Annotated in this window: 16 protein-coding genes; 10 read left to right on the plus strand and 6 right to left on the minus strand. The window is 60.9% G+C overall.

Annotated elements, in window-relative coordinates; genetic code table 11:
- Positions 1-2 precede the first annotated feature (2 nt).
- On the minus strand, positions 3-329 hold the full coding sequence (locus BLO50_RS10235; protein ID WP_090252137.1) for an EscU/YscU/HrcU family type III secretion system export apparatus switch protein: 327 nt from the start codon (positions 327-329) through the stop codon (positions 3-5).
- Positions 326-1,870, minus strand: a complete 1,545-nt coding sequence (fliK, locus tag BLO50_RS10240; protein WP_090252139.1) for a flagellar hook-length control protein FliK — start codon at positions 1,868-1,870, stop codon at positions 326-328. Before fliK ends, BLO50_RS10235 begins: the two co-directional genes overlap by 4 nt.
- A gap of 163 nt (positions 1,871-2,033) precedes the next feature.
- Between fliK and ccmA the strand changes: the two genes are divergently transcribed.
- The 10 genes from ccmA (at position 2,034) to BLO50_RS10290 (ending at position 9,334) form a co-directional block, all read left to right on the plus strand.
- Positions 2,034-2,669, plus strand: coding sequence for a cytochrome c biogenesis heme-transporting ATPase CcmA (ccmA, locus tag BLO50_RS10245; protein ID WP_090254051.1), 636 nt, complete (start codon positions 2,034-2,036; stop codon positions 2,667-2,669).
- The gene (gene ccmB / locus BLO50_RS10250) at positions 2,666-3,337 is read left to right on the plus strand and encodes a heme exporter protein CcmB (RefSeq protein WP_090252142.1); all 672 of its coding nucleotides are present in this window, start codon (positions 2,666-2,668) and stop codon (positions 3,335-3,337) included. Before ccmA ends, ccmB begins: the two co-directional genes overlap by 4 nt.
- A gap of 73 nt (positions 3,338-3,410) precedes the next feature.
- The gene (locus tag BLO50_RS10255) at positions 3,411-4,169 is read left to right on the plus strand and encodes a heme ABC transporter permease (RefSeq protein WP_169852845.1); all 759 of its coding nucleotides are present in this window, start codon (positions 3,411-3,413) and stop codon (positions 4,167-4,169) included.
- Positions 4,166-4,342 carry a heme exporter protein CcmD gene (gene ccmD / locus BLO50_RS10260; protein WP_090244811.1) on the plus strand — a complete coding sequence of 59 codons (177 nt, stop codon included), beginning with the start codon at positions 4,166-4,168 and terminating at the stop codon, positions 4,340-4,342. Before BLO50_RS10255 ends, ccmD begins: the two co-directional genes overlap by 4 nt.
- Positions 4,339-4,827, plus strand: a complete 489-nt coding sequence (ccmE, locus tag BLO50_RS10265) for a cytochrome c maturation protein CcmE (RefSeq protein WP_090252147.1) — start codon at positions 4,339-4,341, stop codon at positions 4,825-4,827. Before ccmD ends, ccmE begins: the two co-directional genes overlap by 4 nt.
- Positions 4,824-6,797, plus strand: a complete 1,974-nt coding sequence (locus BLO50_RS10270) for a heme lyase CcmF/NrfE family subunit (RefSeq protein WP_090252150.1) — start codon at positions 4,824-4,826, stop codon at positions 6,795-6,797. Before ccmE ends, BLO50_RS10270 begins: the two co-directional genes overlap by 4 nt.
- Positions 6,794-7,330 (plus strand): DsbE family thiol:disulfide interchange protein, encoded by a 537-nt coding sequence (locus tag BLO50_RS10275; RefSeq protein WP_090252152.1) that lies wholly within the window; start codon positions 6,794-6,796, stop codon positions 7,328-7,330. The genes BLO50_RS10270 and BLO50_RS10275 overlap by 4 nt, the downstream gene beginning before the upstream one ends.
- Positions 7,327-7,809: a cytochrome c-type biogenesis protein gene (locus BLO50_RS10280; protein ID WP_090252155.1), complete on the plus strand. Its 483-nt coding sequence runs from the start codon at positions 7,327-7,329 to the stop codon at positions 7,807-7,809. Before BLO50_RS10275 ends, BLO50_RS10280 begins: the two co-directional genes overlap by 4 nt.
- Positions 7,809-9,011 (plus strand): c-type cytochrome biogenesis protein CcmI, encoded by a 1,203-nt coding sequence (gene ccmI / locus BLO50_RS10285; RefSeq protein WP_090252157.1) that lies wholly within the window; start codon positions 7,809-7,811, stop codon positions 9,009-9,011. The genes BLO50_RS10280 and ccmI overlap by 1 nt, the downstream gene beginning before the upstream one ends.
- Entirely contained in the window at positions 9,008-9,334 is a 327-nt protein-coding gene (locus BLO50_RS10290) for a hypothetical protein (RefSeq protein ID WP_090252160.1), read from the plus strand. The genes ccmI and BLO50_RS10290 overlap by 4 nt, the downstream gene beginning before the upstream one ends.
- 6 nt (positions 9,335-9,340) lie before the next feature.
- Here the strand turns inward: BLO50_RS10290 and BLO50_RS10295 are convergent, their stop codons facing one another.
- The 4 genes from BLO50_RS10295 to BLO50_RS10310 all read right to left on the minus strand — a co-directional run bounded on the left by BLO50_RS10295 (position 9,341) and on the right by BLO50_RS10310 (position 12,636).
- On the minus strand, positions 9,341-9,784 hold the full coding sequence (locus BLO50_RS10295; RefSeq protein ID WP_090252164.1) for a MerR family DNA-binding protein: 444 nt from the start codon (positions 9,782-9,784) through the stop codon (positions 9,341-9,343).
- 75 nt (positions 9,785-9,859) lie between these two features.
- Positions 9,860-10,618, minus strand: a complete 759-nt coding sequence (locus BLO50_RS10300) for an MlaA family lipoprotein (RefSeq protein WP_167354465.1) — start codon at positions 10,616-10,618, stop codon at positions 9,860-9,862.
- Between the two features lie 10 nt (positions 10,619-10,628).
- Entirely contained in the window at positions 10,629-11,927 is a 1,299-nt protein-coding gene (locus BLO50_RS10305; protein WP_090252168.1) for a serine/threonine protein kinase, read from the minus strand.
- 136 nt (positions 11,928-12,063) lie between these two features.
- A complete protein-coding gene (locus BLO50_RS10310) occupies positions 12,064-12,636 on the minus strand; it encodes a hypothetical protein (protein WP_090252170.1) in 573 nt (190 codons plus the stop codon).
- Positions 12,637-12,715 lie beyond the last annotated feature (79 nt).

Here is a 12,715-nt window from a genome sequence, read left to right on the forward strand (position 1 = left end):
CCTCACTCTGGCGGTCCTGCCAATAAACGCAGCGGTGGTGTGATGTCGGTATCCCGCCCGCTACCGGCCGGTGCCTTACCTTTCAAATACCAAGCAAAGGCGATGATTTCCGCGATACAGCGATACAGCTGCTCGGGAATTGCATCACCCAGTTCCAGTCGCGCCAATAATCGCACCAGCTCAGCATTTTCATAGATCGGTACTTCGTACTCGCGGGCAATCGCCAGAATGGCTTCGGCCAGTTCGTCATCGCCTTTGGCACTGAGTACGGGCGCTTTCTGGCCGTCGTAGGTGAGGGCGATGGCTTGGCGGGGTGCGGTCTTCTTCATGCGGTTTCATCCACCCAGCGCTGTTCCAGCGTCGTGCGCGGCCCGCGTGGCGGCGTGCCTTGGTTGCAGGCCAGCTCGCCAACCTGCACGCCTGCGGCATTCAGGCGTTGACGCAGGTTATCCAGCTCCGCATCGATCAGGTTGACGGTGCTGCTGCGCTCAGCCCACAACTGACTAGAAAGGCGGCCATGGGCCAATTGCGCCTGCACCTGCAAGGGACCTAGTGGATCCAGATCAAAGGCCAGTTCGACTTTCCACAGGGTTTCCTTTTTATCGGGTTTGCCTTGTGGGTTGCTTTCATCGCGCTGGATTTTTACCTGCAGTGGAACCAATTCTTGCTGATTGCGCATCGGCAGTTCCAGTTGCCAGGTGGTCAGCAGGTTGCCATCCGGACCGACCTGGCTCTGCGCAAGGCTGGAAAGTTGGTGGGTCTGCAGGCGAGAGAGGGCAGCCGCGGCGAGCTTTAGCATGGTTTCCAGGTCGGCCTCACCTTCCATGGCCTGTAGCAGGCGTGAGGGCAGGGGGAAATTCAGCGCTTGCTGGCGATTCGTGGCTTTGCCCAGGTTGCCGAGCAGGTCGCGTGCAAGGGCGGGCATCGCCTGAGCCAGCGATGTCCCTGCGGTGGCTGCGGCCAGTGGTGTGCCGGTGGATAGATTCGGCAGTAATTGAGTGATCAGGCGCAGCAGGTTGGCTTTCAGGTCGTTCGGCAGTGCCTGGCCCTGACCGCCAAGTAATTTGCTTTCCAGCAGGATGCCACTGTTTTCAAGGGCGGCAGCCAGGCCTTTGGCGCTGCTCAACTGCGCGGCGTCGGGCATGATGCCGAAGAGTTTGTCGATGCTGGTGCGTAGGCCTTCGCTCATGTCGGCATTGCCACGGATACCCTGCAGGGCGCTGAACAGCCCTTCCAATGAGCCCTGGCGGTTGCTTTGGTTGCCCAGTTGCTGGCTCAGGGCAAGTTGGTCAAGGCGGCCACTCAGGGGCAGGAAATTCAGCGCCTGGCTGCCCTGTACCTGAGCGCTGAGCAGGCTACCTAAAGGCAGTGCCAGCGGGGTTTCCAGAGACAGCTTGCTGCCGGCCAGTGGCGTATTGAGCAAGCTGACCAGCACCTTGTAGATCACCTGTTGCGAGCGGCCCTGCAGCAATTGTTCGCGGGCCACTACCTTGCCCTGCAGCAGGGTGCCGATGGGCAATTGGTCGAGGTCCAGGCTGGTTAGAGGTTTGTCCCCTCCCATCAGCAGGGACAGGGCCAGCCGGGTTTCCGACAGGGCGGTTACGGCCAGGGATGTGCCCTGAGCCAACGGGCGCGGGCTGTTGGCCTCAAGGGTCGCCTGATTTCCATTATTCAGGGTCAGCTTGAGCAGCACCTGAAAACTCTGCGCCACTTCCTTGAGTGCGATGACTTCGGCCTTGGCGGTTTCGCCACTGGCCAGCAAGCCTTGCATGGGCTGTAACAGTTTCACTGCCAGGTCCGCCGCGACAGCGCTGGGGCGGCTGCTGGGGGGCGTTGGCGCAATAGGCCGCGGACTGCTGATTTCGCTCATTGGCGGGTTACACCCTGTCGAAAATGCCCGCTGCGGCAGGCGGAGCTGGGCATGTATAATCGCGCCCCGTCTGGTTCGGCTGCGCATTCCATTTGCGTCAGTATAGCGGCCAAGACGCTGCCGACTTGAACAGCTTTTGCCATCCATCTTAGGTGCCGATGCCTTGACCAGCCCTCTTCTTGAAGCCGTTGCGCTCGCCTGTGAGCGAGACTGGCGCATGCTCTTCGAGCGTGTGGAGCTGCGTCTGGTTCCCGGTGAAATGCTTCAGGTGGCGGGCCCCAATGGCAGTGGTAAAACCAGTCTGCTGCGCTTGCTGGCTGGGTTGATGCAGCCCACTGCTGGTGAGATTCGTCTGAATGGTCGCCCGTTGACCGCGCAGCGCGCCGAGCTTGCGCGCAACCTGCTGTGGATTGGACATGCCGCCGGCATCAAGGGCTTGCTTACTGCCGAGGAAAACCTCACCTGGCTTTGCGCCCTGCATCAGCCGGTCGAGCGCGAGACCATCTGGCAGGCTCTGGCGGCGGTGGGGCTGCGCGGGTTTGAAGATGTGCCTTGCCACACCCTGTCCGCCGGGCAACAGCGCCGTGTCGCGTTGGCGCGTTTGTATCTGCCAGGCCCGTCGCTGTGGGTGCTGGATGAACCGTTTACTGCGCTGGACAAGGCGGCAGTGGCGCAGCTGGAGAACCATCTCGCCGCGCATTGTCAGCAAGGTGGCCTGGTGGTGCTGACCACGCACCATGAATTGACGGTCAAGCCGGCCGGCTACCGCGAGCTTGATCTGGGGCAGCGTCCGTTATGAGCAATGTCTTTAGCCTATTGCTCGCCCGCGAGGCGCGCCTGTTGTTTCGCCGCCCGGCCGAGCTGGCCAATCCGTTAGTGTTCTTTGCCATTGTGATTGCGTTGTTCCCATTGGCGGTGGGGCCGCAGACGCAGTTGTTACAAAGCCTTTCGCCGGGGCTGGTGTGGGTGGCGGCCCTATTGGCCGTGCTGCTCTCGCTGGACGGGCTGTTTCGCAGTGATTTCGAGGACGGCTCGCTGGAGCAGTGGGTCCTTTCGCCGCACCCCCTGGCTCTTCTGGTTCTGGCCAAGGTGCTGGCACACTGGCTGTTCTCAGGCCTGGCGCTGGTGCTGTTGGCGCCACTGCTGGCGTTGATGTTGGGTTTGCCGGGGCGCTGCCTGCCGGTGCTGCTGATCTCGCTGCTCCTCGGTACGCCGGTGCTGAGCTTACTGGGCGCAGTTGGCGCGGCGCTGACGGTGGGTCTGAAGCGTGGCGGCCTGTTGCTCGCGTTGCTGATTTTGCCGTTGTACATCCCGGTGCTGATTCTGGGCAGCGGTGCGCTACAAGCCAGCCTGCAAGGATTGCCGGCGGTTGGTCACTTGTTGTGGCTGGCCAGCCTCACCGCATTGGCGGTGACCTTGACACCTTTTGCCATCGCCGCTGGTCTGACGATCAGTGTCGCTGAGTAGACAATAAGCCTGAATGGCCGGTTGATCGTGGTGCCTGCCTGCGCCCTGATCAGCCCTAGCACTGATGAGTAACCTGATGAACTGGACGTGGTTTCACAAGCTCGGCTCGCCTAAATGGTTTTATGAAATCAGCAGCCGCTGGCTCCCCTGGTTGGCCCTGGCCGCCGCTGTGCTGTTGGCGGTCGGCCTGGTTTGGGGCCTCGCCTTTGCGCCGCCGGATTACCAGCAGGGCAACAGCTTTCGCATCATCTACATCCATGTGCCTGCGGCGTTTCTCGCTCAGTCGATCTACGTAATGTTGGCGGTGGCCGGCGTTGTCGGGCTGGTGTGGAAAATGAAACTGGCCGATGTCGCCTTGCAGCAGGCCGCACCCATCGGCGCCTGGATGACGGCGATCGCTCTGGTGACCGGTGCGGTGTGGGGCAAGCCGACCTGGGGTACTTACTGGGTGTGGGATGCTCGCCTGACCTCGATGCTGATTCTGCTGTTCCTGTATTTCGGTGTAATCGCCCTCGGCAATGCCATCACCAACCGTGATAGCGCGGCCAAGGCCTGTGCGGTGCTGGCCATTGTGGGTGTGGTGAACATCCCGATCATCAAATACTCGGTGGAGTGGTGGAACACCCTGCACCAGCCGGCCACCTTCAGTGTGGTGGCCAAGCCGGCCATGCCGTTTGAGATGTGGATGCCGCTGCTGATCATGGTGCTGGGCTTCTACTGCTTCTTTGGGGCCGTGCTGCTGATGCGCATGCGCCTGGAAGTGCTCAAGCGCGAGGCCCGCAGCAGTTGGGCCAAAACTGAGATCAAGGCGCAGGTGGAGAAGAGGCTATGAGTTTTGCCAGCTTCAGCGAGTTTCTCGCCATGGGCACCCACGGGCCTTATGTCTGGTCCTGTTATGCCATCAGCCTGGCTGTGCTGGGGCTGAATGTGGCGCTGCCAATCCTGGCGCGTCGCCGTTATCTGCAAGACGAGGCGCGTCGTTTGCGCCGGGAGGAGTCGAAGTGAACCCCGTGCGTAAAAAACGCCTGTATATCGTCCTGGCAATCATCGCCGGTGTCGGCATCGCTGTGGCGCTGGCCCTGAGCGCGTTGCAGCAGAACATCAACCTGTTCTACACCCCGACCCAGATCGCTAACGGCGAAGCCCCGCAGGACACTCGCATCCGTGCCGGCGGCCTGGTTGAGGAGGGCTCGGTGAAGCGCTCCAGCGACTCACTGGACACCGATTTTGTCGTCACTGACGGCGCCAAGAGCGTGACCATCCGCTACAGCGGCATCCTTCCGGACCTGTTTCGTGAAGGGCAGGGCATCGTCGCCATGGGCAAGCTCGACGCCAGCGGCGTGCTGATTGCCGATGAAGTACTGGCCAAACACGACGAAAACTACATGCCGCCGGAAGTCATGCAGGCCTTGGAGCAGAGCGGCATGAAACAGCAGCACGACGCGGCCAAAGCGGCCAAGCAAGCGTCCCCATCGGAGTACGCACAATGATCCCCGAACTCGGCCATCTGGCGATGATTCTGGCGCTGTGCATGGCGCTGGTGCAGGCAACACTGCCGTTGATCGGTGCCTGGCGGGGTGACCGGCAATGGATGAGCCTGGCGCAGCCGGCTGCCTGGGGGCAGTTCGCCTTTATGCTGTTTGCGTTCGTCTGCCTGACCTATGCCTTTATGATCGACGACTTCACCGTCGCCTATGTGGCCAACAACTCCAACAGCGCGTTGCCGTGGTATTACAAATTCAGCGCCGTGTGGGGTGCCCACGAAGGGTCGCTGCTGCTGTGGGGGCTGATCCTTGCCGGTTGGACCTTTGCCGTGTCGATCTTCTCGCGGCAGTTGCCTGAAGAGATGCTCGCCCGTGTGCTGGCGATCATGGGCATCATCAGCATCGGCTTTTTGTTGTTTTTGATCATCACGTCCAATCCGTTCGAGCGCCTGCTGTTTGACACCCCGTCTGATGGCCGTGACCTCAACCCGCTGTTGCAGGACTTCGGTCTGATCATCCACCCGCCGATGCTCTACATGGGCTATGTCGGCTTCTCCGTGGCCTTCGCCTTCGCCATTGCGGCGTTGCTGGGCGGCAAGCTCGATGCAGCATGGGCGCGCTGGTCGCGGCCGTGGACCATCGTCGCTTGGGCCTTCCTTGGCATCGGTATCGCGCTGGGCTCGTGGTGGGCCTACTACGAACTTGGCTGGGGTGGTTGGTGGTTCTGGGATCCGGTGGAAAACGCCTCCTTTATGCCCTGGTTGGTCGGCACCGCGTTGATCCACTCCCTGGCTGTGACGGAAAAGCGCGGCGTGTTCAAAAGCTGGACCGTACTGCTGGCGATTGCCGCGTTCTCCTTGAGCCTGCTGGGCACCTTCCTGGTCCGTTCCGGCGTGCTGACCTCGGTGCATGCTTTCGCCAGTGACCCTGAGCGCGGCGTGTTTATTCTGGTGTTCCTGCTGATCGTGGTGGGCAGCTCCTTGGCGCTGTTTGCCATCCGCGCGCCGGTGGTGAAAAGCCAAGTTGGCTTTGCCCTGTGGTCGCGGGAAACCTTGCTGCTGGTCAACAACCTGATTCTGGTGGTGTCCGCTGCGATGATCCTGCTCGGCACCCTCTACCCCTTGGTGCTGGATGCCACCACTGGCGCGAAATTGTCCGTTGGGCCGCCTTACTTCAACGCCTTGTTTGTGCCGCTGATGGGCTTGCTGATGGCTGTAATTGCCGTCGGTGTGATCGTGCGTTGGAAGGACACACCGGTGCAGTGGTTGCTTGGCATGCTCGCCCCGGTGCTGATCGGCAGCGTGGTGCTGGCTGTTATCGCGACGTTCCTGGTCGGTGATTTCAACTGGGCGGTGCTCGCTGTTTGCCTGTTGTCCGCTTGGGTGGTGCTGGCGGGTGTGCGCGACATCCTTGAGAAAACCCGTCACAAAGGCCTGCTCAAAGGGCTGCCAAGCCTGACCCGTAGCTACTGGGGCATGCAAACTGCGCACTTGGGCATGGCGGTGTGTGCCCTCGGTGTGGTGTTGACCAGCGTGGGCAGCTTTGAGCGTGACATGCGCATGGCGCCGGGCGAGTCGGTCGAAATCGGCGGTTACCAGTTTATCTTCGAAGGGGCTGAGCACTTTGAAGGGCCGAACTTTACGTCGGATAAAGGCACGGTGCGGATCCTCGAAGCGGGCAAACAAATTGCCGTGCTGCACCCCGAGAAACGCCTGTACACCGTGCAGCAATCGGTGATGACCGAGGCGGGCATTGATGCCGGTATCACCCGTGACCTGTTCGTTGCTTTGGGTGAGCCGCTGGAAGACGGTGCGTGGGCGGTGCGTGTCCACATCAAACCGTTCGTCCGTTGGATCTGGTTTGGCGCCTTGTTGATGGGGCTCGGTGGCTTCCTGGCCGCTGCGGATAAGCGCTACCGGATGAAGGTGCGCACCCGTGTGCGTGATGCCCTGGGTATGGCGGGGGCGCAGGCATGAAGCGTTTACTGCTGCTGTTGCCGTTAGTGGTTTTTCTGGGCGTCGCGGTGTTTCTCTACCGCGGCTTGTTTCTAGACCCTTCCGAACTGCCATCGGCGTTGATCGGTAAACCCCTGCCGGCGTTCTCCCTGCCGGCGGTGCAGGATGGCAAGCCGCTTACCGACGCTGATCTCAAGGGCAAGCCGGCGCTGGTCAACGTTTGGGCCACCTGGTGTGTGGCCTGCCGCGTGGAACACCCAGTGCTGAACAAACTGGCCAAGCTGGGTGTGACCATCTACGGGGTCAACTACAAGGACGACAACGCCGCCGCGCAGAAGTGGCTGGTGGAGTTCCATGACCCCTATCAGCTGAACATCAACGATGCGCGCGGCACCCTGGGCCTGGACTTAGGCGTGTATGGCGCACCCGAGACCTTCCTGATCGACAAGGACGGCATCATCCGCCACAAGTTTGTCGGGGTGATCGATGAGCGTGTCTGGCGCGAACAGCTGGCGCCGCTGTATCAGGCACTTGTCGACGAGGCCCAGCCATGAAGCGTCTGCTGAGTGCTGCGGTACTAGGGTTGGCCTTGCTGGGCACCGCTCAGGCCGCAATCGACACTTACGAGTTTGCCAGTGAGGCGGAGCGTGAGCGTTACCGCAACCTGGTCGAAGAGCTGCGTTGCCCCAAGTGCCAGAACCAGAACATTGCCGACTCTGATGCGCCGATTGCCATGGACCTGCGCGCGCAGATCTTCCGCATGCTGGAAGAGGGGCAGAGCAATGAGCAGATCATTGATTTTCTGGTCAGCCGTTATGGTGATTTCGTGCTCTACAAACCGCCGGTCACCGCGCGCACCTTGCTGCTGTGGTATGGCCCAGCTGGCTTGTTGGCCGGTGGTTTTGTCCTGCTGGGGGGCATCCTGTTGCGTCGTCGTAGCAAGCCGGGCGTTATCGCCAGCGGCCTGTCTGCCGATGAACAGCAACGTCTGGCTGCTTTGCTAAATCAAACGCCTGTGGATAAGAAAGACTGATGATTGAATTCTGGTTGTGCGCTGGCCTGCTGTTGCTGACAGCCCTGGCGTTTCTGCTGATCCCGGTGCTGCGTGCACGCAAGGTTCAGGCTGAGGAAGACCGTACGGCACTCAACGTGACCCTTTATCAGGAGCGCTTGCTGGATCTGCAAAGCCAGCACGCTGCCGGGGCACTGAATGCTGAGCAGTTGGCCAGTGGCCGTGACGAGGCTGCTCGCGAGCTGCTCGCGGATACTGAGGGTGCGCTGGCGCAGCCGACCCAGCGCAAGCTGGGCAGCACGGTCCCGTTGATTGCCGCGCTGCTGATGCCGCTGCTGGGTTATGGCCTTTATCAGCACTGGGGCGCCATTGGGGATGTTGAGCGCGCACAGGTTTTTGCAGCGCAGCCGAAGACCATCGAGGAAATGACCGCACGCTTGGAGGCCGCAGTAAAGAGCAACCCTGAGTCGGCGGAAAGTTGGTACTTCCTGGGGCGTACCTATATGGCGCAGGAACGTGCCGCCGATGCCGTCGTGGCGTTTGAGCGTGCTGTGGGTGTGGCCGGGCGTGAGCCGGAGTTGCTCGGGCAGTGGGCTCAGGCGCTGTATTTCGCCGGTGACAAGCAGTGGACCGCGCAATTGCAGGCGTTGACAGATGAAGCACTGAAAGCCGATCCGGCGGAGGTTACCAGTCTTGGGCTGTTAGGGATTGCGGCCTATGAAAGCGGCCAGTTCCAGAAAGCCATCGGTCACTGGCAGCAGCTGGTAGCGGTGTTGCCGGCGGAAGACCCGTCTCGCCAGGCTATTCAGGGGGGGATTGAGCGTGCTCAGGAGCAATTGGGCGAGCCCGCCACTCAGTCAACACCCGCTACCTCTCCAGGTCTGACAGTTCGGGTTGAGTTGGACCCTGCGCTGCAGGGCAAGGTGCAACCGGGCGATGCGGTGTTCGTGTTTGCTCGAGCGGTCTCCGGGCCGCCGATGCCGCTCGCGGTCAAGCGTCTGAGCGTGGCTGATTTGCCGGCTGAGGTCAGCCTGTCAGACAGCGATGCGATGATGCCGCAGCTGAAGATCTCCGGCTTCGAACAGGTGCAGTTGGTCGCGCGCATTTCGCGCAGTGGTAACGCTACGGCCGGTGAATGGGTAGGTAGCAGCCAGCCGCTGGCCAGCAAGACCACGGAATTGCAGCAGCTGCGGATCGACAGTGCCGACAGCAAAGCCCCATGAAGTCGTTACTGCGTGGCGTCGTGCTGATTGGCCTGCTGGGGCTCGGTGCTTGCGTGCAAACACCAACGGCTACCGTGCCCGTTACCAGTCCAAGTGGCAGTAGCAACCACCCACGCTTTGCCCCGCCACCTGGGGTGGACAGCCAGTGGAATGCGCAGTTAGGGGTGTACGTGGTGGGTGGTGCTTCTCACCTCTATTACCGTGAGCGCACCTATTACCGTTGGAACTCTGGCTGGAGTTTGGCCGGTAATCCGCAGGGCCCCTGGTTGCCTACCGACAGCAGCGGTGTGCCGCCGGGCTTATATCGTCGTTACGCTCAGTAAGCGTTTTTAGTGGGCAGGGCAGGGCGTCGCTGGGCGGCGTTCGATATCCGGCTCGAAATCTTCGATCAACCGGCAGATGGCCTGACCATCTGGGGCGCACTCGCCTTTGTCGGCCCAGTCGTCGAAGGCGTTCTGCATCACCAGCGCCAGGCGTTGGCACTCCTCGATATGCGCCTGTAGCGCCGCCAAGCGTTCACTGAGCAGGTCACGGACCTCGGCGCAGGGCGCCTGGCCGTTATCGGCACTGGTGAGTATCTGCTGTGTGTCTTTCAGGCTAAAACCCAAGCGCCGGGCGCGCGCGATAAAACGCAGGCGTTGCAGGTCGGTGCTGGAGTATTCCTGGTAGCCGTTATCCGGGTTGCGCGTAGGCCTGAGCAGGCCGAGATCGGTGTAGTGACGCACGGTCTCACTGCTGACGACGGCGGCTTTGGCCAGTTGGGCGACACGCATCGATAAACACTCCGAAAAACTAAAGGCCGCGCCAGGTTAAAACCTGGGGGCGGCCCTTGGGTCAAGCTCGCAGGCTTATTCGGCGATCTGCAGCTTGCGCGCCTCGTGGTAGAAGAAGCGAATTTTCTCGTACTCGAACGGTGAATTGAGCTGACCGTAGCGGAAGTTCACCGTGGAGCGCTGGTCGACCACTTCCAGCAGGGTAATTTCTGGGTGGCTGACACTGGCTTCGGCAACATTTAACCAATTGACCTGGCTCTTGGCGGCAAAGTCTGCCACCAGACCGCCGGTATCACGCAGGTTCGATGGCCCCAGCAGCGGCAGAATCAGGTAAGGCCCGGCAGGGGTGCCGTAATAGCCCAGGGTCTGACCGAAGTCTTCGCGCTGCTTGGGCAGGCCCATGCGTGTAGCAGGGTCCCAAAGCCCGGCTACCCCAAGGGTGGTGTTGAGCAGCAGGCGCCCGGTGGTCTGCATGGCGCGCTTGCCCTTGAGCTGCAGCGCGCTGTTGAGCAGGTTGGGTACATCACCCAGGTTGCTGAAGAAGTTGCTGACGCCGGTCTGCACCAGGTTGGGGGTGATATAGCGGTAGCCATCGACAATCGGCAAGAACACCCACTCATCGAAGCGGTAGTTGAAGTGATAGACGCGACGGTTCCACGACTCCAGCGGGTCATAGACGTTGAGCGCGTTGAGGGTCGAACGTTCAAACTCGCGCTGGTCAAGCCCCGGGTTGAACTGCAGGTGCTGCAGCGGTTGTTTGAAACCGTCGTCATCAACGGTGTGCTGGGCATGCGCCAGGCCGCTACCGAGCGCAAGGGTGAAAAACACGGCAATAAAGGTTGGCTTAGCCACGGAAGAACTCCAGCATGGCGTCGCTATTGACGCGGTAGTTGAGGTTGCCGCAATGGCCACCCAGCGGGTAAACGGTCAGGCGATCCCCCAGGGTGCGCCGCAAAAAGCCCAGATCACCCGGGCCGAGGATGAGGTCATCGGCATTGTGCATAACGGCGATCTTGCTGCTGTTTTTCAGGTAATCGGCGACGCCATACAGGCTGATCTGGTCAATCAGCTGCGCCACGCTGCCACCGTCAGTACGTGCGCGCCACATGGGGATCAGTTGCTCGGTCAGGTAACAGTCGAAGTCGCACTGCAGGGCGCGCCGGAAGAATGGCGTAAGACTGGTGCCTTCGCTGATCGGGTAGTTGATCGGGGTAATCAGTCCGCGGCGGTTGATCAGGTCCGAGGTAAAGGCGATATCGGCAGCTGAGAAGCGAAAAGCCGCGCCAATCAGCATGGCCATCTGCTCGTCGTTGAGCTGCTCGCCGGAGTTCTGGAAGTCATAGAGCAGGGCGTCATTGATGTCGACGTAGCCCTTGTTCTGGAAGTAGCGGGTCAACTTGCCCAACACCAGTTCATAGAATGTGGTGCTGTTGTCGATGCCATCCACCTTGGTCTGCACGAGGCGGTCAAGATTAGTGGTTGATGTGTAGAGGTTGACCGGCGGGTTGAGCAGCAGCACACGCTTGAAGTTGAAGCTGCGACGGGTCTCGTCCAGCTCGCTGACAAAGGCCGCCTGCAGCGCACCCAGGCTGTAGCCGGTGAGGTGATATTCACTGACTTTCAAGCGCGGATGCTGGGCGCGCACCGCCTGCATGGTGCGGTACAGATCGTCGGCGTCTTCACGGGTAATGCCGGGCGTGGCAAAGCGTGAGGCGGAGGTCATGAAGTCATAGCTGGTCGGCGACGACAATTGCACCACGTGATAACCCGCACCGTAGAACAGCTTCTTCAGGTATTCCGGGGTGCTGCTGGCGTAATGCGCGCCCGTGCCGGCAATGATAAAGATCAGCGGCGCTTCGCCGGACTGTTTGGCAATGCGGTAGTGCATCTTGGTCACCGGCCAGAAGTTTTCTGGCAATTCAAACTCGCGCTCCGGGCGCAGTTTGATCTGGTGGTCACTTTGGTTGATGTCCGCGTCAGCCGGCAGTTTCGGACGCAGCTCGGGCGGTGTGGTTGCCAGAGTGGCTTCGAAAGGGTTGCTGATCGGGTAGCCATAACTGCTGGCGTCGATATCGGCGGCGCTGACGGGAGCCATCAGGGCGAGGCAACTGAGAAGGGCAAGCAGACGAGGGACAGGCGACATGGCTAAATCTCTTGAGAGCTAGGGCTGATGCAGTGCTTCAGGTGCGGGTCGATTTGACCACATAAGCGTGGTTAAGTGCCGTTTAGTTATAGAACTGTCGGTTTTCAGGCAAAAGAGCCATTTGAAAATGGGGGCGTCAAGGCAATACGGCCAACTGTTCAACCCAGATTAGCTCGCAGGCACCGTCACCGGTGTCTTCGCGGCTGAGTGAACTGATCCAACGATAGCCATCGTCACCGTCGATTCGCACCAGCTGTCCACTCAGGCGAATCTGCTGACCTTCTTTGAGTCCGGCCAGGGTGCTGGCTACCGCCGGGTTGGCGGGTATCAGGTGCATATTGGCGCTGTGGATCTGGATCTGTCGGCGTTCGATTGGCAGTTGTTCGGCGCGCCAGAAATACCAGCGGTTACGCTGGCTGATGGTGATATGGCGCAGCACCTCCGGATCAGCCATCGGCCCCCAACCGAGCGCCAGATCGGTTGGCGAGAGCTTGGCGCCGCGGTCAAAGTAATAGTCTTCACGCCCGAGGATGCGCGCTTCCAGTTGGAACGGCTGCAACGTACTGACGGTGTGCGCGGCTAAGCGCCAACTGCCGCTGTGTGATGGGGGGCTGGCAGGCGGGCCGCTGGGCGTGGGCAGCACAATGACCCACAGCATCCAGAGGCCGAGCAAGCTTGCGGCGATCAGTATCAGGCGACGTATCAGCATGGCTGGATTCTAGCCGCAGCGGCGGTGAGTAGGCGATTTCGGGGGGTGTTATCCGTGACGCGGCGGCTTATCCTACGCA

Origin of the sequence: Pseudomonas peli (genome assembly GCF_900099645.1) — a bacterium.
Lineage (GTDB): Bacteria > Pseudomonadota > Gammaproteobacteria > Pseudomonadales > Pseudomonadaceae > Aquipseudomonas > Aquipseudomonas peli.

Excerpts from the sequence above, each read along its gene's own strand:
- BLO50_RS10235 (WP_090252137.1), bottom strand. The coding sequence starts at position 329 with ATGAAGAAGACCGCACCCCGCCAAGCCATCGCCCTCACCTACGACGGC.
- fliK (WP_090252139.1), bottom strand. The coding sequence starts at position 1,870 with ATGAGCGAAATCAGCAGTCCGCGGCCTATTGCGCCAACGCCCCCCAGC.
- ccmB (WP_090252142.1), top strand. The coding sequence starts at position 2,666 with ATGAGCAATGTCTTTAGCCTATTGCTCGCCCGCGAGGCGCGCCTGTTG.
- ccmD (WP_090244811.1), top strand. The coding sequence starts at position 4,166 with ATGAGTTTTGCCAGCTTCAGCGAGTTTCTCGCCATGGGCACCCACGGG.
- BLO50_RS10270 (WP_090252150.1), top strand. The coding sequence starts at position 4,824 with ATGATCCCCGAACTCGGCCATCTGGCGATGATTCTGGCGCTGTGCATG.
- BLO50_RS10275 (WP_090252152.1), top strand. The coding sequence starts at position 6,794 with ATGAAGCGTTTACTGCTGCTGTTGCCGTTAGTGGTTTTTCTGGGCGTC.
- BLO50_RS10280 (WP_090252155.1), top strand. The coding sequence starts at position 7,327 with ATGAAGCGTCTGCTGAGTGCTGCGGTACTAGGGTTGGCCTTGCTGGGC.
- ccmI (WP_090252157.1), top strand. The coding sequence starts at position 7,809 with ATGATTGAATTCTGGTTGTGCGCTGGCCTGCTGTTGCTGACAGCCCTG.
- BLO50_RS10290 (WP_090252160.1), top strand. The coding sequence starts at position 9,008 with ATGAAGTCGTTACTGCGTGGCGTCGTGCTGATTGGCCTGCTGGGGCTC.
- BLO50_RS10295 (WP_090252164.1), bottom strand. The coding sequence starts at position 9,784 with ATGCGTGTCGCCCAACTGGCCAAAGCCGCCGTCGTCAGCAGTGAGACC.
- BLO50_RS10305 (WP_090252168.1), bottom strand. The coding sequence starts at position 11,927 with ATGTCGCCTGTCCCTCGTCTGCTTGCCCTTCTCAGTTGCCTCGCCCTG.
- BLO50_RS10310 (WP_090252170.1), bottom strand. The coding sequence starts at position 12,636 with ATGCTGATACGTCGCCTGATACTGATCGCCGCAAGCTTGCTCGGCCTC.